Annotated in this window: 14 protein-coding genes and 2 pseudogenes; 11 read left to right on the top strand and 5 right to left on the bottom strand. The window is 52.5% G+C overall.

The window, feature by feature from the left end; all coding sequences use genetic code 11:
• Positions 1 to 9 precede the first annotated feature (9 nt).
• Together qseC and qseB are read right to left on the bottom strand one after the other, a co-directional pair.
• The gene (qseC, locus tag ACQG0S_RS18760; RefSeq protein ID WP_048966581.1) at positions 10 to 1,359 is read right to left on the bottom strand and encodes a quorum sensing histidine kinase QseC; all 1,350 of its coding nucleotides are present in this window, start codon (positions 1,357 to 1,359) and stop codon (positions 10 to 12) included.
• Positions 1,356 to 2,015: a quorum sensing response regulator transcription factor QseB gene (gene qseB, locus ACQG0S_RS18755; RefSeq protein WP_048966580.1), complete on the bottom strand. Its 660-nt coding sequence runs from the start codon at positions 2,013 to 2,015 to the stop codon at positions 1,356 to 1,358. The genes qseC and qseB overlap by 4 nt, the downstream gene beginning before the upstream one ends.
• Before the next feature lie 139 nt (positions 2,016 to 2,154).
• Here qseB and ACQG0S_RS18750 point away from each other — a divergent pair, with 139 nt between their 5' ends.
• From ACQG0S_RS18750 to ACQG0S_RS18730, 5 genes and pseudogenes are all read left to right on the top strand, one after another.
• Positions 2,155 to 2,556: a YgiW/YdeI family stress tolerance OB fold protein gene (locus ACQG0S_RS18750; RefSeq protein ID WP_022649408.1), complete on the top strand. Its 402-nt coding sequence runs from the start codon at positions 2,155 to 2,157 to the stop codon at positions 2,554 to 2,556.
• A gap of 118 nt (positions 2,557 to 2,674) precedes the next feature.
• Positions 2,675 to 4,933, top strand: a complete 2,259-nt coding sequence (gene parC, locus ACQG0S_RS18745; protein ID WP_023298608.1) for a DNA topoisomerase IV subunit A — start codon at positions 2,675 to 2,677, stop codon at positions 4,931 to 4,933.
• A gap of 162 nt (positions 4,934 to 5,095) precedes the next feature.
• The gene (gene plsC, locus ACQG0S_RS18740) at positions 5,096 to 5,833 is read left to right on the top strand and encodes a 1-acylglycerol-3-phosphate O-acyltransferase (protein ID WP_022649406.1); all 738 of its coding nucleotides are present in this window, start codon (positions 5,096 to 5,098) and stop codon (positions 5,831 to 5,833) included.
• Positions 5,834 to 5,894: 61 nt separating this feature from the next.
• Entirely contained in the window at positions 5,895 to 7,307 is a 1,413-nt protein-coding gene (gene ftsP, locus ACQG0S_RS18735; protein WP_023298607.1) for a cell division protein FtsP, read from the top strand.
• Between the two features lie 151 nt (positions 7,308 to 7,458).
• Positions 7,459 to 8,634 (top strand): annotated as a pseudogene (locus tag ACQG0S_RS18730) (YgiQ family radical SAM protein); the annotation flags it as partial.
• Positions 8,635 to 8,769: 135 nt separating this feature from the next.
• Here ACQG0S_RS18730 and ACQG0S_RS18725 read toward each other — a convergent pair.
• Positions 8,770 to 9,405 (bottom strand): hypothetical protein, encoded by a 636-nt coding sequence (locus tag ACQG0S_RS18725; RefSeq protein ID WP_023279901.1) that lies wholly within the window; start codon positions 9,403 to 9,405, stop codon positions 8,770 to 8,772.
• A gap of 613 nt (positions 9,406 to 10,018) precedes the next feature.
• On the opposite strand from ACQG0S_RS18725, the gene ACQG0S_RS18720 reads away from it, so the two are divergent.
• The 5 genes and pseudogenes from ACQG0S_RS18720 to ACQG0S_RS18700 all read left to right on the top strand — a co-directional run.
• On the top strand, positions 10,019 to 11,266 hold the full coding sequence (locus ACQG0S_RS18720; protein ID WP_007897923.1) for a tyrosine-type recombinase/integrase: 1,248 nt from the start codon (positions 10,019 to 10,021) through the stop codon (positions 11,264 to 11,266).
• Complete coding sequence (locus ACQG0S_RS18715) at positions 11,253 to 13,019, top strand: hypothetical protein (protein ID WP_007897920.1); 1,767 nt, start codon at positions 11,253 to 11,255, stop codon at positions 13,017 to 13,019. The genes ACQG0S_RS18720 and ACQG0S_RS18715 overlap by 14 nt, the downstream gene beginning before the upstream one ends.
• A complete protein-coding gene (locus tag ACQG0S_RS18710; protein WP_017384059.1) occupies positions 13,007 to 15,124 on the top strand; it encodes a hypothetical protein in 2,118 nt (705 codons plus the stop codon). The genes ACQG0S_RS18715 and ACQG0S_RS18710 overlap by 13 nt, the downstream gene beginning before the upstream one ends.
• A gap of 3 nt (positions 15,125 to 15,127) precedes the next feature.
• Positions 15,128 to 15,556, top strand: coding sequence for a hypothetical protein (locus ACQG0S_RS18705; protein WP_017384060.1), 429 nt, complete (start codon positions 15,128 to 15,130; stop codon positions 15,554 to 15,556).
• A 90-nt stretch (positions 15,557 to 15,646) separates the two neighbouring features.
• A pseudogene (locus tag ACQG0S_RS18700) lies at positions 15,647 to 16,335 on the top strand (IS3 family transposase); the annotation flags it as partial.
• A gap of 546 nt (positions 16,336 to 16,881) precedes the next feature.
• Here the strand turns inward: ACQG0S_RS18700 and ACQG0S_RS18695 are convergent.
• Positions 16,882 to 17,190 (bottom strand): ArsR/SmtB family transcription factor, encoded by a 309-nt coding sequence (locus ACQG0S_RS18695; RefSeq protein WP_032415288.1) that lies wholly within the window; start codon positions 17,188 to 17,190, stop codon positions 16,882 to 16,884.
• A 95-nt stretch (positions 17,191 to 17,285) separates the two neighbouring features.
• Positions 17,286 to 18,410 (bottom strand): alkene reductase, encoded by a 1,125-nt coding sequence (locus ACQG0S_RS18690; RefSeq protein WP_023279877.1) that lies wholly within the window; start codon positions 18,408 to 18,410, stop codon positions 17,286 to 17,288.
• Positions 18,411 to 18,670: 260 nt separating this feature from the next.
• On the opposite strand from ACQG0S_RS18690, the gene ACQG0S_RS18685 reads away from it, so the two are divergent.
• Complete coding sequence (locus ACQG0S_RS18685) at positions 18,671 to 19,603, top strand: LysR family transcriptional regulator (protein WP_158287950.1); 933 nt, start codon at positions 18,671 to 18,673, stop codon at positions 19,601 to 19,603.
• Positions 19,604 to 19,670: the final 67 nt, after the last annotated feature.

Here is a 19,670-nt window from a genome sequence, read left to right as displayed (position 1 = left end):
CAATAATGGCTACCAGCTGACGGTCACCTCAAAGCCCCCTTCAGGCGCATTGCCCAGCGAGACGCGCATCCCGTGTAACGCCGCGATGCGCTTCACGATAGACAACCCCAGACCGCTGCCGGTGGCGTCCTGGCCCGGTGGACGATAAAAGCGCTCGCCGAGACGCGCCAGCGCATCGGTTGAAATGCCCGGGCCGTTGTCGCGCACGGTAAAGCTTTGGGTGTTCAGCGTCACGTCCACCACGCTGCCGCGCGGGCTGTAACGAACGGCGTTGTCCAGCAGGTTACGCGCCAGCAGGCTCAGCAATAGCGGCTGTCCGTGACGCATCACCTCGGGCGTGTTGACGTTGAGCCGAATATCAATGCCCGCCTGCTGCGCCGGATGCCAGATATCCAGCACCGCGGATTGCAGCAAATCGGCCATCATCACGGGTTCGACGTCATCAAGATTATCCAGTGAATCCAGGCGCGACAGGGTGAGAAGCTGGTCCACCAGCCGGGAGGCGCGGTCGATGCCCGCATGCAATTGCCCCAGCGCTTTAGACTGCGCCTCGGGATCGTCAAGGGAAAGCTGCGCCACGTCGGTTTGCACCTTCAGCGCGGCCAGCGGGCTGCGCAACTCATGAGCGGCATCCGAGGTGAAGCGGCGCTCGCGGGCCATCATCTCCTGCGTACGGGCGAAAAGATGGTTAAGCGCATCAAGCAGCGGGCGAACCTCCGTCGGCACGCCGTGGGTGGGCAGCGTATCGGTCGCATCCGGCGAGCGTGAACGCAGGGCCTGCGCCAGGTTTTTCAGCGGTTTCAGTTCCCGGCTCAGCAGGACAATCAGCAACATCAGCATTACGGGCAGCGCCACCAGCCACGGCGTCAGCTGCGAGCTGACCACGTCCAGCGCCATATCTTGTCGGTACTCCCACTCCTGGCCAACCACCACGCGGTATTTCCCGTCCGGGGAGGTCAGCCACAGGAAACGCCATTCGTCGTTGTCATCCTGCAACCGACCGTCATCAAATCCGTCCCGGCGGTAGTGATAAGGTATGTCGCGCCCGTTCTCACCGTCGTTAAGCACCATGCTGCCGTCTGCGGTGAAGATTGCGAAGGCCAGCGCATCGTCGTCAAGATGGCCGTGTTTGGCTTTTTTCGGCACCTCGCGCATGCGTTCCGGGGCGCGGAGTTCGTCCACGTCCATCGTCAGCAGCCGTTTGGCAAACAGCATCTGCTGGGTATCGAACAGCTTATCGAGCTTGTCGGTCGTCTGGTGCCAGGCCACCACGCTTGCGGCAAACCAGGCCGCCAGGGACAGCAGCAAAAAGAGGAGCGTCAGGCGCAGCTTCAGGCTCAGGCGTTGGGTCAGTTTCATGCGTCACCCAGGGTATAACCGATGCCGTGCACGGTGCGGATAAATTCGCTGCCGAGCTTGCGGCGTAAATGATGAACGTGGACTTCGACGGCGTTGCTGGAGACGTCATCATCCCAGTTGTAGAGTTTCTCTTCGATGGCCTTGCGCGGCAGCACGCGGCCCGCGTTGCGCATCAGCAGTTCCAGCAGGGCGAACTCTTTGGGTTTGAGCACCAGCGTTTCACCCTCCAGCGTGGCGACAAGACTTGCCGGATCGAGCGTGACCTTGCCGTGACGCAGCTCGCTGCGCGCCTGCCCGTGGCTGCGGCGCACCAGCGCTTCGAGGCGGGCTGCCACTTCAATCAGCGCGAACGGCTTACACAGGTAATCATCCGCCCCCAGGCGTAACCCTTCGACGCGCTGATTCAGCGCATCCCGCGCGGTGAGGATCAGCACCGGTTCGCTCTTACCGCTTTCGCGCCAGGCGCGCAGGATCTCAAGCCCGTCGATTTCCGGCAGCGTCAGGTCCAGCACCACGGCATCGTACGGCGCGGTGTACAGGGCCGCCTGCCCGGTTTTACCGTCGGTAAACCAGTCCACGTTAAAGCCCATTTTGCTTAAGCCCGCTTTGATGCCATCGCCGATGAGCTTGTCGTCTTCTACCAGTAAAAGGCGCATATTTCCTCCTTGATGCCGTCAGTAAACCTTCTGCAAGCGCCTGCTGTACAGTAAAAATAAATAAATTTTCCCCTTAAGAAGTTGTTAAGGTTTACCCTGTTTAATGGATTGTGAAACGACATTAAAGGGAGAGATTAAGATGAAAAAATACGCTGCAATTGCTGCCATTATGATGATGACCACTGCCCCTGTTTTTGCTGCACAGGGTGGCTTCTCTGGCCCATCTGCGACACAGACCCAGACGCAAACCCAGCAGGGTGGCTTTGTCGATAATAACGCCAACCTCACTACCGCGGCTAAAGTCAAAGATATGAAGGACGACAGCTGGGTGAAGCTGCGCGGTAATATTACCGAGCGCCTGTCCGATGACCGTTACACCTTCCGCGATGAAAGCGGCACGGTGGTGGTGGAGATCGACCACAAGCGCTGGAACGGCGTGACGGTGACGCCACAGGATAAAGTCGAACTCCAGGGTAAAATCGATAAAGACTGGAACGAGTTTGAAATCGACGTGAAGCAGGTTATCAAGCTGAACAAATAACCCGGAAAGGGCCGCATGAGCGGCCCTTTTTCTTTGTGACTCAACTCGCCAGATGAGGTAGTATCTGCGGCAATATTGCCTGAAACCCATCGGTTTCTGAGTTGAGGAATCACACGTAATGAGCGATATGGCAGAGCGCCTCGCGCTACATGAATTCACGGAAAACGCCTACCTGAACTACTCCATGTACGTCATCATGGACAGGGCGTTGCCGTTTATCGGGGATGGCCTGAAGCCCGTTCAGCGCCGCATCGTCTATGCGATGTCCGAACTGGGGCTGAATGCGACCGCCAAGTTCAAGAAATCCGCCCGTACCGTCGGTGACGTGCTGGGGAAATACCATCCGCACGGTGACAGCGCCTGCTATGAAGCGATGGTGCTGATGGCCCAGCCGTTCTCTTACCGCTATCCGCTGGTGGATGGTCAGGGGAACTGGGGGGCGCCGGACGATCCGAAATCCTTCGCGGCGATGCGTTATACCGAATCCCGCCTGTCTAAATATGCCGAAGTGCTGTTGGGCGAGCTGGGGCAGGGTACGGTCGACTGGGTGCCAAACTTCGACGGTACGATGCAGGAGCCGAAAATGCTGCCTGCGCGTCTGCCGAACATCCTGCTGAACGGCACGACCGGTATCGCCGTGGGCATGGCGACGGACATTCCGCCGCACAACCTGCGTGAAGTGGCGAAAGCCGCCATCACCCTGATTGAGCAGCCAAAAACCTCGCTGGACGATCTGCTGGATATCGTGCAGGGGCCGGACTATCCGACCGAAGCCGAGATCATCACCTCGCGTGCGGAAATCCGTAAAATCTACCAGAACGGCCGCGGCTCCGTGCGCATGCGCGCGGTATGGACCAAAGAGGATGGCGCCGTGGTGATCACCGCGCTGCCGCACCAGGTCTCCGGCGCGAAGGTGCTGGAGCAGATTGCCTCCCAGATGCGCAATAAAAAGCTGCCGATGGTGGACGACCTGCGTGACGAATCGGACCACGAAAACCCGACCCGTCTGGTGATTGTGCCGCGTTCTAACCGCGTGGATATGGAGCAGGTGATGAACCACCTGTTCGCCACTACCGATCTGGAAAAAAGCTACCGCATCAACCTGAACATGATTGGTCTGGACGGTCGCCCGGCGGTGAAAAACCTGCTGGAGATCCTCACCGAATGGCTGGCCTTCCGCCGCGATACGGTGCGCCGCCGTCTGAACCATCGGCTGGAGAAAGTGCTTAAGCGCCTGCATATCCTCGAAGGTTTGCTGGTGGCGTTCCTCAACATTGACGAAGTGATTGAGATCATTCGTACCGAGGACGAACCTAAGCCTGCCCTGATGTCGCGCTTTGGCATCAGCGAAACCCAGGCTGAAGCGATCCTCGAACTGAAGCTGCGCCATCTCGCTAAGCTGGAAGAGATGAAGATCCGCGGCGAGCAGAACGAGCTGGAAAAAGAGCGCGATCAGCTTCAGGCGATTCTGGCGTCCGAGCGCAAGATGAACACCCTGCTGAAGAAAGAGTTGCAGGCCGATGCCGACGCCTTTGGCGACGACCGTCGTTCTCCGCTGCATGAGCGCGAAGAAGCGAAGGCGATGAACGAGCACGACATGCTGCCGTCCGAGCCGGTGACCATCGTGCTTTCCCAGAGCGGCTGGGTGCGTAGCGCCAAAGGCCACGATATCGACGCGCCGGGTCTGAGCTACAAATCCGGTGACAGCTTCAAGGCGGCGGTGAAGGGCAAGAGCAACCAGCCGGTGGCGTTTATCGACTCCACGGGCCGCAGCTACGCCATTGATCCGATCACGCTGCCATCCGCGCGCGGGCAGGGCGAACCGCTGACCGGCAAGCTGACGCTGCCGCCGGGCGCCACGGTTGACCATATGCTGATGGAAGCCGACGATCAAAAACTGCTGATGGCGTCTGATGCTGGCTACGGCTTTATCTGCACCTTTAACGATCTGGTGTCGCGTAACCGCGCCGGTAAAGCGCTGATCAGCCTGCCGGATAACGCCCACGTCATGCCGCCGCTGATCATCGAGAACGAAAGCGATATGCTGCTGGCGATCACCGCTGCCGGACGCATGCTGATGTTCCCGGTCAGCGATCTGCCGGAGCTGTCGAAAGGGAAGGGCAACAAGATCATCAGTATCCCGTCAGCGGAAGCGGCAAAAGGCGAAGATAGCCTGGCGCATCTCTTCCTGCTGCCGCCGCAGAGCACGCTGACCATTCATGTCGGCAAACGTAAGATCAAACTGCGTCCGGAAGAGCTGCAGAAGGTGGTTGGCGAGCGCGGACGTCGCGGCTCACTGATGCGTGGCCTGCAGCGCATCGACCGCGTGGAGATCGACTCGCCGGCGCGCAGCAAAGCGGACGACAGCGAAGAGTAACCTGTTTCATCCCCCCTCTTTCCGGAGGGGGCTTACCACAAAATTTCCCGTAAAAACGTTGTTAATTCGTGCGTTGCGATTAACAATACGCGCTCGTAATAAAGTCCTTACCTGGCCACAGGTGAAGTATAATTGTCAGCTGTCAGGGCTTCAGAGGTCGCTATGCTATACATTGTTCGTCTTATTCTTACCGTTATTTACTGCATTCTGGTCTGTATTTTCGGATCGATTTATTGCCTGTTCAGCCCGCGTAACCCAAAACATGTCGCGACGTTCGGGCACATGTTTGGTCGCCTTGCGCCATTGTTCGGCCTGAAGGTTGAAAAGCGTCTGCCTGAAGGGGCGGAGAATTTCGGTAACGCCATCTATATCGCTAACCATCAGAACAACTACGATATGGTGACGGCCTCAAATATTGTTATTCCGCCGACCGTAACCGTCGGGAAAAAGAGCCTGCTGTGGATCCCGCTTTTCGGCCAACTGTACTGGCTCACCGGTAACTTGCTGATTGACCGCAACAACCGTGCGAAAGCGCATGGCACCATTGCGGAAGTGGTGGATCAGTTTAAAAAGCGCCGGATCTCAATCTGGATGTTCCCGGAAGGGACGCGCAGCCGCGGTCGCGGCCTGCTGCCGTTCAAGACCGGCGCGTTTCATGCTGCAATTGCGGCAGGCGTTCCAATTATTCCCGTGTGCGTTTCCAATACATCGAATAAGATTAATCTTAACCGTCTGAAAAACGGACTGGTCATTGTCGAAATGCTACCGCCGGTGGATACCTCCAAATACGGTAAAGACCAGGTGCGCGAGCTGGCCACGCACTGCCGCGAGCTGATGGCTCAGCACATTGCACAGCTCGATAAAGAAGTTGCAGAGCGAGAAGCCGCCGGTAAGATTTAACCCGGTTTCGTTCAAGGGAAAACGAATTCCCGCGTTGTTAGTCGTTTCAGATGGAGCTTATATGTCACTCAGTCGGCGTCAGTTTATTCAGGCTTCGGGTATCGCCCTTTGTGCGGGTGCGATGCCGCGGACAGCCAGCGCCGCCGGGCAGCAACAGCCGCTGCCTATTCCGCCGTTGATTGAATCCCGTCGCGGACAGCCGCTATTCCTCACGCTTCAGCGTAGCCACTGGTCCTTTACCCAGGGAACGCGCGCGCAGGTATGGGGCATTAACGGACGCTACCTCGGGCCGACCATTCGCGTGTGGAATGGGGATGACGTCAAGCTCATCTACAGTAACCGGACGACGGAAAATGTCGCAATGACCGTCAGTGGGTTGCAGGTGCCGGGGCCGCTGATGGGCGGCGCGGCGCGCATGATGTCGCCGAATGCCGACTGGGCGCCCGTCCTCCCGATTCGTCAGAGCGCGGCGACATTGTGGTATCACGCCAACACCCCGAACCGAACCGCCCAGCAGGTCTATAACGGCCTTGCCGGGATGTGGCTGATTGAAGATGAGGTCAGTAAAACGCTGCCGATCCCGAATCACTACGGTGTTGATGATTTCCCGATCATTATTCAGGACAAGCGCCTGGATAACTTCGGTACGCCGGAGTACAGCGAGCCGGGCAGCGGTGGCTTTGTGGGCGATACGCTGCTGGTTAACGGCGCGCAAAGCCCGTATGTCGAAGTGTCTCGTGGCTGGGTGCGCCTGCGTCTGTTGAATGCCTCTAACTCGCGCCGCTACCTGCTGCAAATGAGCGACGGCCGCGCCCTGCATGTGATTTCAGGCGATCAGGGGTTATTACCTGCGCCGGTGTCGGTGAAACAGCTGGCGCTTGCGCCGGGCGAACGTCGTGAAATCCTCGTGGATATGACCAACGGGGATGAAGTGTCCGTGACCTGCGGCGAAGCGGCAAGCATTGTTGACCGCATACGCGGCTTCTTTGAACCGTCGAGCGTTCTGGTCTCCACGCTGGTGCTGACGCTGCGCCCGACCGGCCTGTTGCCGCTGGTGACCGACAGTCTGCCGATGCGCCTGCTGCCGCAGGAAATTGTGACCGGCCCTGCAGTACGCAGTCGCGATATCAGCCTTGGCGACGATCCGGGCATCAACGGCGCGCTGTGGGACGTAAACCGTATTGATATCACCGCCCAGCAGGGAACCTGGGAGCGCTGGACCGTCCGCTCGGAGATGCCGCAGTCGTTCCATATTGAAGGGGTGTCATTCCTGATCCGCAACGTCAACGGGGCGATGCCGTTCCCGGAAGACAGGGGCTGGAAAGACACCGTCTGGGTGGATGGGCAGGTAGAACTGCTCGTCTACTATGGACAGCCGTCATGGCCGCACTTCCCGTTCCTGTTCCACAGCCAGACGCTGGAGATGATGGACAGGGGGTCGGTAGGGCAGATGCTGGTGAATCCGGCACCGTAAAACGAGTCGGGTGGCGGCTTCGCCTTACCCGACCTACAGGCCCGTAGGCCCGGTAAGCGTAGCGTCACCGGGCAATAAATACCCCTTCATTTCCCCCGATAAACCAGCGTATAATCCCGCTCCTTTTGTCTATTTTTTCTTCGGAAGCATTATGAGCGCAATTTCCCTGATCCAGCCGGATCGCGACCTCTTCTCCTGGCCCCAGTACTGGGCAGCCTGCTTTGGACCGGCGCCGTTCCTGCCGATGTCCCGGGAAGAGATGGATCAACTGGGCTGGGACAGCTGCGATATCATTCTGGTGACGGGTGATGCGTATGTCGATCACCCGAGCTTTGGCATGGCGATCTGCGGCCGTATGCTGGAAGCTCAGGGTTTCCGCGTGGGGATTATTTCTCAGCCTGACTGGAACAGCAAAGACGACTTTATGCGTCTGGGTAAACCTAACCTGTTCTTTGGCGTGACCGCGGGCAACATGGACTCGATGATTAACCGCTATACCGCGGACCGTAAGCTGCGCCATGACGACGCTTATACGGCAGATAACGTGGCGGGTAAACGTCCCGATCGCGCGACCCTCGTCTACACCCAGCGATGCAAAGAAGCATGGAAAGACGTGCCGGTGATCCTGGGCGGCATCGAGGCGAGCCTGCGCCGCACCGCGCACTACGACTACTGGTCTGACACCGTGCGCCGTTCGGTGCTGGTGGATTCGAAAGCCGACATGCTGATATTCGGCAACGGCGAGCGTCCGCTGGTGGAAGTGGCGCATCGCCTGGCGCAGGGTGAAGCGGTCAGCGAGATCCGCGACGTGCGCAACACCGCGATCATGGTGAAAGAGGCGCTGCCGGGCTGGAGCGGGGTGGATTCCCGCATTATCGATATGCCGGGCAAAATCGACCCTATCCCGCATCCGTACGGTGACGATCTGCCGTGCGCGGATAACAAACCAGTTGAGCCGAAGAAAGCGGAAGCAAAGGCCGTGGTGGTGCAGCCGCCGCGTCCGAAGCCGTGGGAAAAGACCTATGTGCTACTGCCGTCATATGAGAAGGTCAAAGCTGACAAGGTGCTCTACGCACACGCCTCCCGTATTCTGCACCATGAAACCAACCCGGGCTGTGCCCGCGCGTTGATGCAAAAGCACGGCGAGCGTTATATCTGGGTTAACCCGCCGGCGATCCCGCTCTCTACCGAAGAGATGGACAGCGTTTTTGCCCTGCCGTACAAGCGTGTGCCGCATCCGTCATATGGCAACAGCCGTATTCCGGCGTACGAGATGATCCGCTTCTCGGTCAACATCATGCGCGGCTGCTTCGGCGGGTGCTCCTTTACTCTTGTTTTTATGTATTTAGAGTTAAACTCTACTTTTCTATTTTTAGAATTCAAGCTATTCATCGTAATTGAGAGATATCCTTTTAATGTTCAGCAAGCCTGTTAAAAGCACTTTATCTGAACCGCGTTTTGCCTAAATCCTGCTCAATATATACTCTCCCTGAGTTCTGAAATCCTCAAATTCCCCAATCTTAAAGCATTGATACATAGATGATGTCAGATAATGCGCAATCATCTCACCGCCAATATGGATCCGTTCCGGGTGTGAGTATGTCGCCTGTATAGCCCTTTGTTCATTCATCATTACAGGAATTGTCTGCAACAAATCCCCATCCAGGATTTGGCACTCAGGTTTTACTCCTGTTCCGTATTGTAATTGCTCTGATTCGAAATCATGGACTGAGCGATAGGCGAACGAAACGATATTTCCTGTTTCCTCGCAAATTGCGAACTGATAAACACTGGTTGTCACCGTTGAAGAAGAGGGAATTGCATGGTCATGCTTGTATTGTTTCCACAGCCTCCTTAGACAGGCCGATGTATGATAATTGAGATTTTGTATACCTGATACGACCATTCTGGTTGATGCTTCAAGCAACCAGGTGTTAGAAAATCCACCTGCCCCCGTACCTGCTATGATGGTTCTTAGCTGGGGGATGTAACCTGCTTTGGAAACAAAAGATAACGGCTCCCCATTATCGGTGACGGCAAGGGTATCTGTTACAATCAGTGCTTGTGCTTCGTCTGTATAAAATATCAGTGATGACATATTTTCCTCATCCAGAAAAGACATTACATGAATCACAGAACAGGTCACTACAACCACGTGAAAGGGAGTCAGACCATTTTCCAGAGGTAAATATATTCTTGTGTTTGGACGCGTTGCGGTTCTCTGTAAAAAATATATAGCACAAACAAAAGTCCCCGCAGGGATAAATATAGTTATATGCGCTTTTTCTGCTGGCTTTTACAATTGAAAGTGACAGGTAAACGAAATGTGTTACAGGTTTCTTTTGCTTTTCGTTGGGTTCTGTATATGCGAATTTACCCTGTGTGTTATTTTTGCAATGGACTCAGGCTGTATTCAATCAATTAAGGTTTACTTCTGGCATTAAGATGTATCCGTTGCCTGTTTTTTAAGGGCACGGTTTGTGCCGGGAAATGAAAATCACATCTTAAGTTCTTCACTCAAAGGATTTGTGATGTTTATCACGTATGGTCCGGGTAACGTGTTGAGGTCAATGTATTGCATCGTGATGGTGTCGTTACATCTTTTACTTTCCTCCTGATTTGCATATTCACTCCCGGCAACCTGGTTGTTTGTTTTTTCTTCTTCCGGATTTATAGTGTAGGCATGAGGTGGCGTTTCAGGGCGACAGACTGTGAGGATAATCACTAACATTCATGCGCGTTATGGGCGTGTCAGCAAACTGGATGCAACAGAGCCGAAACTGAAATTTGAACCCGGATTTCTGTATGCTGAAATACCTTATATTAGCGGCATCCAGAATCGAAAACTGAGCCGATATGTACACTTTTATCTTATGGATAAAGCTATCCTGCAGGCCAGGGATTTAAAGCCTTTAGCCCGGGCATTTTTACGCTGGATAAGGTGGCTGGAGGATAACGGACTTGACCCTTTCACCCCGGGAACGTTGAAATACCAAAGCCCTACATATGGCTTCAGGGAGTATCTTCTGGGGGCCGTAAGGCAGGGGCGCATCGCCTCATCCACCGCGGCGGTGTACATCAGCGTTATCCGACGGTTTTACGTATTTCTGGGCAAGTGTGGTGAGCTGGCTGCCAGCTCATTTTTTACGTTGGTCGAAAAAGTCGTTGACGGGCGACGCAAGGTGATAAGTTCGGATCTTGCCATCAGGATAACCAGCACAACAAAAAGGACAATCAACCCACTGAATGATGCAGAGGTTCATATCCTGGATGAGGCACTGAAATCTGAGTCCGGGTTGTTCAGTTTAATGATTGTGCTGATGAAAAATTGTGGGTTACGGCTGGATGAAATGCTGACCCTGCCGTCGTCACTCTTTACTGAAGAGTACCTTGCCAGTGTCCCTGTATCTGAGTTGACCATCAGGGGGCTTCATATTGGTCCGAGATGCGGAGTTCATACGAAGTTTGGGATGACGCGAGAACTCTTCATCACCAGACGATTGTACGAGCAGGTTCTGGATTATCTGGCGGATGAGGAGTATGAAAAGAAGATCCAAAAATGGCGTGCACGACAGGGTGGGGAAGGGCGGCACGAGCCTTTATTTTTAATGGCAAACGGGAAACGGATGTCTGAAAAAGCCTTTTACTCCCGCTGGTACAGTTTTCGCCATCGCCTGGCCCGGTCTGCTCCGGGAAATGTGTTCAGACATAAACCCCATGATTTGCGGGCAACGTTTGCGACCCATTTTTTACGCTCGGCACTGAGTTGCTATCCCGATCAGGCCGCAAATGCGCTGGGTACAGTAAAATACTGGATGGGCCATAAAAGCGAAAATACGACGATGAAATACATCGTCTTTCTTCAGCAAAACCAGATTTCTGATGCAGTCGCCGGGGTCATGGACGCATTGATTGACGGTGCTGCAGGTCGCGATGGAGCCATATATGAGCCGGAGTGAAACGCAGATAACGTGGATGGCCGAAAATGTGCTGTCATGGGAGACGGTCAGCGGACACATCACTCAGCGGGATCTGAACCGATATTATTTACTTGACGTTTATCTTCAGGCTCATTTTTCAGATTATGTGTTGCTCCCCGGATGGTTTAGTGAACATTCGCATCTTGCCCGCCCTGAAAAACGCGATTTTATTGCCTCTCTGAAACGATTTCTTCTGTCTTACCGTCCCGCCGGAAGGTTAACCATTTTCCGTTATCTCAATATGTTTTTTATATGGCAGTCAGTCAATCAGTATGACTATGGCACGGCTGAAGGCGTTGAAATGTATATTAAACATCTCATGAACGATATTCGTCGGCGAAAAATTTCAGTCAGGATGGCAAGACACTACTTGTCCGTGGTCAACCGGTTTTTGCTTACGGGCGGGCAGATTCAGAGGCGGTATGAATATGAATTCTTACCGAAAGGAACGTATCAGCAGCAGGGAAGGGATAGCTATACCAGGAATGAACTTTCCGAGATCCTGAGGCAGTTGTCATCCATGAATGAGTTCCTTGCGGGATGTATCCGGGAGCATATCGCTAAATCGGAAAAAGGGGTGCGGCATTTCTCACCGTCTTTGCTGGCACCTGTTTATGAAGCGTATTTCCGGTATCCGGGAGAGAACGGGGTCAGCAGGGCAGAGATCATCATCAGGGACGTTCTGGAAAATTACTTTCTTACTTCTTTTTTTCTGTTCTGTTACCACACATGGGGAAACACCTCTCAGGTTCTGGGTCTGACGCGGGATGATATACATCTGGATGAAAAGGGTATCAGCACTGATTATGTTTATAAGGGGAGAGCGAATAAGTATATACGTCTGACGATAGGTAAATCGGAGTATGTGACCAAACGTGCGGGCTATTACTGGTTTCTGTCTTTTATCAGGCTCAGGGACGACATCGTTAACTATCTGGTTTCCGCAGATAACTTCCCTCCGGTACAGGCGCTGTTTCTGAGTGAGCCGCAGGTGAAATTCCGTAAGCTTTATTCTCTTAATCCCAGTCATCTGACTAAATTTTCTAACTCTGAGGGGGCGTGGGCCACGATGCGGCAGCTTAATCCCTCGCTTCCATCAATTACCGTTTCTGGCTTGCGCAAAACGTCTGAGCAGTATACGGACAGAACATTAAAGAATGGTCTGATTACGGCGGAAAAAGCACAGCATAACTGGGGCACTTACAGGCGGAATTATGCTGCAGGTAACCCACAGGGGGCGAAGGAAAACTTCAGTGCTGCACTTGATACGCTTATGAATCAGGGGATTGCGACACGTGCGTTATCCGAGCGGGTAAAAGTTGCTGATGAGCTGGGGATCGATCTGCGTGGAAGCGATGAGGGTGTGGATCTTTTATTGAATGGCCTGGGATGTCGATCGCAGGAGCCGCCTACAGATATTGAATTGCGCTTTATAAAAAAGCAAAAACGATTTGGCCGGACACCAAAGGCTTGTGCGGATTTTTCTCATTGTGTCGAATGTTCAAAAAGTTGCGTTGTGGAAACGCTGGAGTCTGTATGGCTCCTGCTGTCATTCAGGCATGCTATCGAGTATGGAAAACCGTTGTACATCGGTTCGGTCAATGCTGTGGAGCGTTATGAAACGTTACTCCTGAAGATTGATTTACGGCTTGGGCTGGTAGATGAGGCGACCCTGAAAAAAGCGCGCGTTAAACTTCAGCGAGAAGGTGTGGCTCCGGTATGGCAGATTTGAAGAAAAAAGAGGTAAGCCGTAGTCGAATGGCGGAGTTTCCTGCCGGAACGCCGCTTCGTTCAGGGGATGAGTTTCCGACTGAGGATATCATCTGTGAGGCACTAGAAAACAAAAGCTTTGAACGTCTGAATAACTGCCTGGTTATCGCCAGCTCAGATGAACATGATATGCGTTTTATCAATGAGGAGACGCTGAATATTTATTTCAGGGATGATGTCTGGACCAATCGCTATGTCAGAACCCATATTGGTGAAACGTTAAGAACCGTTAATTTTTCAGGCATACGGGATCCTGAACTGCGTCTTGAAGCCAAAATCATCTCAGCCAGCCTGCTCTGGATTGTCGGCAGGACCGCGAAGACGCAGTCCCTGATCCGGAAATGTGCAAACATTGTGGCGGGAGCCCGTATTATTGAGTCTATGGGGTATCGCAGTCTGTTTCAGCTTCGTTTTCCGCTTGTCCGGAATGCTTTCATTGTAAAGATGAAGGAGGAGGATGAGCACGGCAGGAAGCGTTCTGAAAGAACATTACGTAATTACTTTATGGACCTGGCGGATATCTCGCTGACAGGTCATACCCGTCTTCGAAAATACGGTTACTTTCCTGATATTAGCTTCGACAGTTACAACAGTGTGGATGATTCAAACCAGACATATTGTATGCCTTTCAGTCTTATGATGTCTGTCTGGGAAGGGCTGATTACTGAACTGGATGCTGAAATCAGTGATTTCGATTTTGACGGGTTTTCCCGGCTGTGCGCTATCATAAACGGTTTTTATGATTCGCCTTACTATACGTCGATGCTGGAAGCCCGTAAAAGAGGGACAGCAAAAAGCATACCGGATTACCGGGCCGCGTATTACTACAATATTGTTGCCGGGGAAATTCGGGCGCTTTTCGCGACACTTGGCCCCGGGATGCAGGGCTGGTTCTCGGTACATAAAAATAAGCGCTGGAGATCTGATTTTATTGGCGTTGATCACATAAAGCTGAACACCTGGCATTTTGAGCTGACGTTAAAAGTCATGAATGTGATACAGGCCATGTCGGGGATGAGACACAGCGAAGTGCTTGGCGTGATGCACGGTTCACTGATTTATGATGGTGATATCCTGGGACTTCGTTCGGTGTTGCATAAGTTCGCCCCGGAAGGTGGAAGTCACGAAGACTGGGTTGTTTGTCGCTATGTGGAAAAGCCTTTTCAGCATTTACGCAGAATTAATCAAATCATGACAGGCCTGGACGGGAAGACGCTGGACAATGTTCCATTGTCTTTAAATATCAGGTCGTGGTTCTCGGAGCAAAAACTCTCTTTTATGGGGACGCAGCGCCAGACTGAGTGGGCAAAGAAATTTGTGAAAAGACACCATCTGTTCATCCGACGTGACCATATTGATGAGTTCAGGCTTTTAAATCCAAACATACGTGATGATGAACGCGTTGCGATGGAGATTCGGGAGGGGGCTTTCTGGCCATTGCGAACCCATCAGTTTCGCCGTTCACTTGCTGTACACCTCAGGCGTCTTGATCTGATTTCTACTAATGATCTTATCCGGCAGTTTAAGCACTTAATCAGAGGCATGACGGAGTGGTATATGTCCGGTGCACTCAACGCTTCGCATTTTAGCCGGGCGATCCCTCAGGCATTCGCTGCCGAGATTGAGAGGGTTGATACCGAACTCTCAGCTTCCAGGGCTGTTTCTTATCAGCATGAAGGCCTGCTTTATGGCGAAGGCGGGAAGTTACTGATGTCCCAGAGAGGTGGGCACTTACATCAGATGACGTTTCCTACACTGAAAAAAGCGATGAGCATGGCTAAACGAGGCGGGCAAAAACTGGTATCTCTTGGAAACGGTTTTTATTGCATGAATGGCCATGACTGCGAGTTTAAGGCGGTTGTTCAGTCAGCGTCCTGCAATCCGGGATGTGAGAACATGCTGGCCGGAGCTGATTCTGTTCCCGTGTGGAAACGCAGGATGGCTCATTATGACAACCTTCTGGAGATTGCCGTGCGAAATAATGCTCCTCAGGCTGACAGGGATTTTCTGATGCTTGAGAGAGATTTTTATGCAGATGCTGTCCGTTTTTTTGAAAAGGATGAATAGAGCATGACGAACGAACAGTCGGGGGTTAAAAAAACACAGGCAAGAGCAGAGCAGGCCCTGAGGGAACTGATGTTATCAGGGGAGCGTATCAGCCAGTATGCTGTGGAAAAACGAGCGGGGCTGGCAAACGGCACCCTGAATTATAACTGTCCTGAGTACAGGCAGGTCAGGGAGGCTATCCGCAGTCTGAAAAAAACGTGCCAGGGCACCGCGCCGGTTGATGAGCAGGGCATTGAGCAGCAGATCAAGCTGAAAGAAAAGTATCGCCGTCAGAGAAATGAGCTGAGGGAAGAAATCAAAAAGATGATGGCTGAAAATGTAGAGCTGTTACATAACCTTATACTTTTACAGCAGTATGTCAGGGAGCTTGAACGCAACACCGGGAGGGAGAAAGGGGACGTCATTCCGTTCTCGGGTGGTGTCAGGGACTGAGGCTATACTGAACGGAAGGACGCGAGGTGAATCGCCACAGGTTTAACAGACACCTCAGAGTCATTTAAGATGACTTAAAGAGAGGTGCCCATGAGCGGTAAGCGTTATCCTGAAGAGTTTAAAATTGAAGCAGTCAAACAGGTTGTTGATCGCGGTTATTCTGTTGCCAGCGTTGCAACGCGTCTCGATATCACCACCCACAGCCTTTACGCCTGGATAAAGAACTACGGTCCGGATTCTTCCACTAATAAAGAACAGTCAGATGCTCAGGCCGAGATCCGCCGTCTTCAGAAAGAGCTGAAGCGGGTTACCGACGAACGGGACATATTAAAAAAAGCCGCGGCGTACTTCGCAAAGCTGTCCGACTGAGGTACGCCTTTATTCGTGACAACACCTATTGCTGGCCTGTTCGCCTGCTCTGTCGGGTGCTGGATGAACATCCCAGTGGTTTTTACGCCTGGCTTCAGCAGCCGCATTCACAACGCCATCAGGCAGACCTGAGACTGACAGGACAGATTAAACAGTTCTGGCTGGAATCGGGATGCGTCTATGGTTATCGCAAAATCCATCTGGATCTGCGGGACAGCGGGCAACAGTGCGGAGTGAACAGAGTCTGGCGACTGATGAAACGTGTCGGGATAAAGGCTCAGGTCGGATACCGGAGCCCGAGGGCATGTAAAGGCGAGGCCAGTATCGTGTCGCCCAACAAGCTCCAGCGACAGTTCAATCCGGATGCTCCGGATGAGCGTTGGGTAATCACAGCGTGGTTTCCTCAAACCCTCGCTGTGAATTAACTGAAATACTTCATTGAAGCTGTAACCAAACAGTTAACTGAAAGAATGAGCCCGCAGAGCATTGCACAGCGATGACACCATTTGTTGAGCTTCACCGTTTTCGCATACAACCGTCCGGAATTTGGAAAAGCACTGTCTTTTTGTACTGACCGATCATGATTAAGTGACACCTCTTCGAAAAAGAGAGCGCGATGAGCGATTAATATATGGCTCGAAAGACAATTATGTTGGGCTTTTATGACCGCTGTCAGAGGTATTATCTTACCCGGACGGCAACAGGGTCGGAATGTCATCAGCGGCACTGTAACAAGCTATCCGCCATCTTAAATATCTGCAGGTCCTTGCACCGAGTATGCACACCAACCGACAGAGTGATTTGACCCAAACTGGTGGATATTTTGCAAAACTATTAGCCTCTTATGACCGGTCTGCAGCCTGATATTGAGGAATTAGTGCGCTTTCATGGAATGCCTGCCGGGATCGCAAGTACGAACCCCCGGTACTGTTACACTGAATGTGCTCAGTCCTGTATCAGATTGTATTTTTCAGCAACTCAAGAACAACCCTTATTTTATCATTGTCACGTTTGTAGTACGTCCAGGGACCGATGCGCTGAGAAGTAACAAGTTGTGCCCGTTGAAGAGCTGAGAGGTAAAGAGAAACGGTAGACTGTGAGAGCCCGACCTTTTCCTGAATGATACTGACACACACACCGAACTCGTCCGCATCAGCATAAGGCTGATGGAAGTGTATTTTCGGTTCCTTGAGCATATGCAGAATTTTTCTTCTAACAGGGTTTCCCAGCGCCTTAATCACGTCATTCAAATCAATATCAGGCATAAACTCTGTCACTTGTCGCATTGAGGAATTGCAATGTTACGATACTTCTCTACGTTAAGCATCAGCTTTTGAAAAGCTGATGCTCATAAGAATGGTTAGCCAAAGGCGGGATAATCTGTGTAGCCTTTTGCCGTTCCACCATACATGGTTGTTGGATCGACCGGATTCAGTGGCCATTCATGATAAAGGCGCTGCGGTAAATCCGGATTAGCTATGAACGGGCGGCCAAATCCGATAATGTCTCCCCAGCCAGCACCGATAATCCGTTCGGCTTTTTCTTGCGTATATCGCCCGGCATACATAATTACACCGCTGAATAACTTACGGACTTCAGCTCTGAATGCTTCAGGCAATTCGGGAGCATCATCCCAGTCGGCTTCAGCAAGAGAAATATAGGCTATTCCGATTTCTTCAAGAATTTTAACGGCTTCGGTATAGGTTTCATGGGGATCATCTTCCACCAGGCCAAGATAGACCCTTACTTCATCCGTGGTCTGAAAGAGCGGAGCAAAACGGACTCCCACACGGTCTTTACCGACCACATCAGCGACAGCCTGCGTCACTTCGCGCAGAAACCGCAGCCGGTTATGTAATGAGCCACCATATTCATCCTCTCTTTTGTTGCTATGGGATGACATGAACTGGTTAACCAGGTATCCATTTGCACAGTGAATTTCCACACCGTCAAAACCGGCATCAAGGGCGTTCTGAGCTGCCCCGGCGTACATCCTGACAATCTCACTAATTTCCTCTTTTTCCAGTGCGCGGGGGCAGGAAGCGGTAGCCAGCGCACCCTCTCCCGGCCCGGTTTCGATGAATACCTTAACGTTTTCCCCTGCCGGTATCGCCGACGGAGCGACAGGCGAGGCGTTACATGGCTGCAGGGAGTTATGGGATACTCTTCCGACATGCCAGAGCTGGGCAAAAATGATGCCTTCTTTTTCATGCACTGCCCGCGTCACTTTCTTCCAGCCTTCCACTTGCCGTGAGCTGTAGATCCCCGGGGTCCACGCATAACCCTGCCCACGAGGTTCGATTTGTGTTCCTTCGGTCACCATAAACCCGGCACTGCTGCGCTGTGCGTAATATTCAGCCATCAGTTCGTTCGGAATATCACCCGGTTGTGAGCTCCGTGAGCGGGTTAAAGGCGGAAGTACAACACGATTCTTCAGGGTGTAGGGACCTAGTCTGGTGGGAGAGAACAGGTTTTTCGTCTTCATTACATATCCTGATATAGCGAATTTTCAATATCACTGAAACGCCATGTCTCAGCATTTACGACCTGGCATGTCGTCGTTCGGCCGATGTAGCCGCAGAACCACGACACTTTATTCCACATATTGAGATTTACCAATATCTAGATTTATAAAAATTATGATCGGATGAGCGGAACGGGGGGGTTGCCTGATGGCTCACAGAATCGGCATCATGAACCTAAATGGTTCTGATAATGTTATCGGAGATCCTGAACGGGAACGGTATGCGTCACGATTTTAATGACTATGTTGCATTCATGGCAGTAGCACAGGAGTGCAGTTTTTCACGGGCTGCTGTCCGCCTCGGGATCTCGGCATCCACGCTTTCACACACGATACGTCGTCTCGAGGAGCGCGTTGGCATGCCGTTACTTATGCGTACAACCAGGCGGGTGGCTGTCACCGAAGCCGGTAAACAATTATTACTGACGCTTGAACCCGGTCTTGCGCGCATTGAAGCGGGCGTGACAGCTCTTCAGAGACTGCGCCATACACCGGCTGGGCTGGTCAGACTTACGGTATCAGATCACATGATTCATGAATGTCTCTGGCCACGATTGTCACCGTTACTAAAAAAATATTCGGATATCAAGGTGGAAATGTCGCAGCAGAACGGTTTTGTCGACATTGTTGAGGGCAATTTTGATGCCGGAGTCCGAATTGGTGATGACATATTAAAGGATATGGTGGCCGTCCGAATCGCACCGGACATACGGTTTGTCGTCATTGGATCGTCCACCTATCTTGCAGAAAGAGGTCTGCCGCTACATCCCTCTCAGCTGGAAAAACATGACTGCATCAATATACGTCTGTCACCCACAGGCCCGCTGTATGGCTGGGAATTTGTCAGGCAGGGGGATATTGTGAAAAAAGTGGACGGGCAGCTTACTTTTTCAAGCATTTATCCAATGCTTCAGGCAGTAAAAGATGGCTACGGCCTGGCCTACCTGCCGGAGTCTTCTGCCCTGGCGGGGATTGAGGCGGGACACTATTGTCGGGTGCTTGAGGACTGGTCAGAGGCTTTTCCCGCCGACATGATAATTCCAATAATGTCCATTACAGGCTCCGGTAAAGATAATACCGACACCTTACATGAGAAAGGCAAAAGCAATATAACCTGCTGTGCTCCGGATTTTAAGAATGAGCGGTTTACGTAGCAGGATGAGCAGTTCGAACCAGAAATTTCGTTACTATTGCTAAAGTAAAACCTGATGACCTCTAATC

The organism is Enterobacter cloacae complex sp. 418I7 (genome assembly GCF_050030705.1).
GTDB lineage: Bacteria > Pseudomonadota > Gammaproteobacteria > Enterobacterales > Enterobacteriaceae > Enterobacter > Enterobacter intestinihominis.
This window is presented reverse-complemented; position numbering and strand designations above follow the sequence as displayed.

Bases quoted from the DNA above. Each gene is read 5' to 3' on its own strand.
- parC (WP_023298608.1), top strand. From the start codon at position 2,675: ATGAGCGATATGGCAGAGCGCCTCGCGCTACATGAATTCACGGAAAAC.
- ACQG0S_RS18715 (WP_007897920.1), top strand. From the start codon at position 11,253: ATGAGCCGGAGTGAAACGCAGATAACGTGGATGGCCGAAAATGTGCTG.
- ACQG0S_RS18750 (WP_022649408.1), top strand. From the start codon at position 2,155: ATGAAAAAATACGCTGCAATTGCTGCCATTATGATGATGACCACTGCC.
- plsC (WP_022649406.1), top strand. From the start codon at position 5,096: ATGCTATACATTGTTCGTCTTATTCTTACCGTTATTTACTGCATTCTG.
- qseB (WP_048966580.1), bottom strand. From the start codon at position 2,015: ATGCGCCTTTTACTGGTAGAAGACGACAAGCTCATCGGCGATGGCATC.
- ACQG0S_RS18710 (WP_017384059.1), top strand. From the start codon at position 13,007: ATGGCAGATTTGAAGAAAAAAGAGGTAAGCCGTAGTCGAATGGCGGAG.
- ACQG0S_RS18695 (WP_032415288.1), bottom strand. From the start codon at position 17,190: ATGCCTGATATTGATTTGAATGACGTGATTAAGGCGCTGGGAAACCCT.
- ACQG0S_RS18705 (WP_017384060.1), top strand. From the start codon at position 15,128: ATGACGAACGAACAGTCGGGGGTTAAAAAAACACAGGCAAGAGCAGAG.
- ACQG0S_RS18690 (WP_023279877.1), bottom strand. From the start codon at position 18,410: ATGAAGACGAAAAACCTGTTCTCTCCCACCAGACTAGGTCCCTACACC.
- ACQG0S_RS18685 (WP_158287950.1), top strand. From the start codon at position 18,671: ATGCGTCACGATTTTAATGACTATGTTGCATTCATGGCAGTAGCACAG.
- qseC (WP_048966581.1), bottom strand. From the start codon at position 1,359: ATGAAACTGACCCAACGCCTGAGCCTGAAGCTGCGCCTGACGCTCCTC.
- ftsP (WP_023298607.1), top strand. From the start codon at position 5,895: ATGTCACTCAGTCGGCGTCAGTTTATTCAGGCTTCGGGTATCGCCCTT.
- ACQG0S_RS18725 (WP_023279901.1), bottom strand. From the start codon at position 9,405: ATGTCATCACTGATATTTTATACAGACGAAGCACAAGCACTGATTGTA.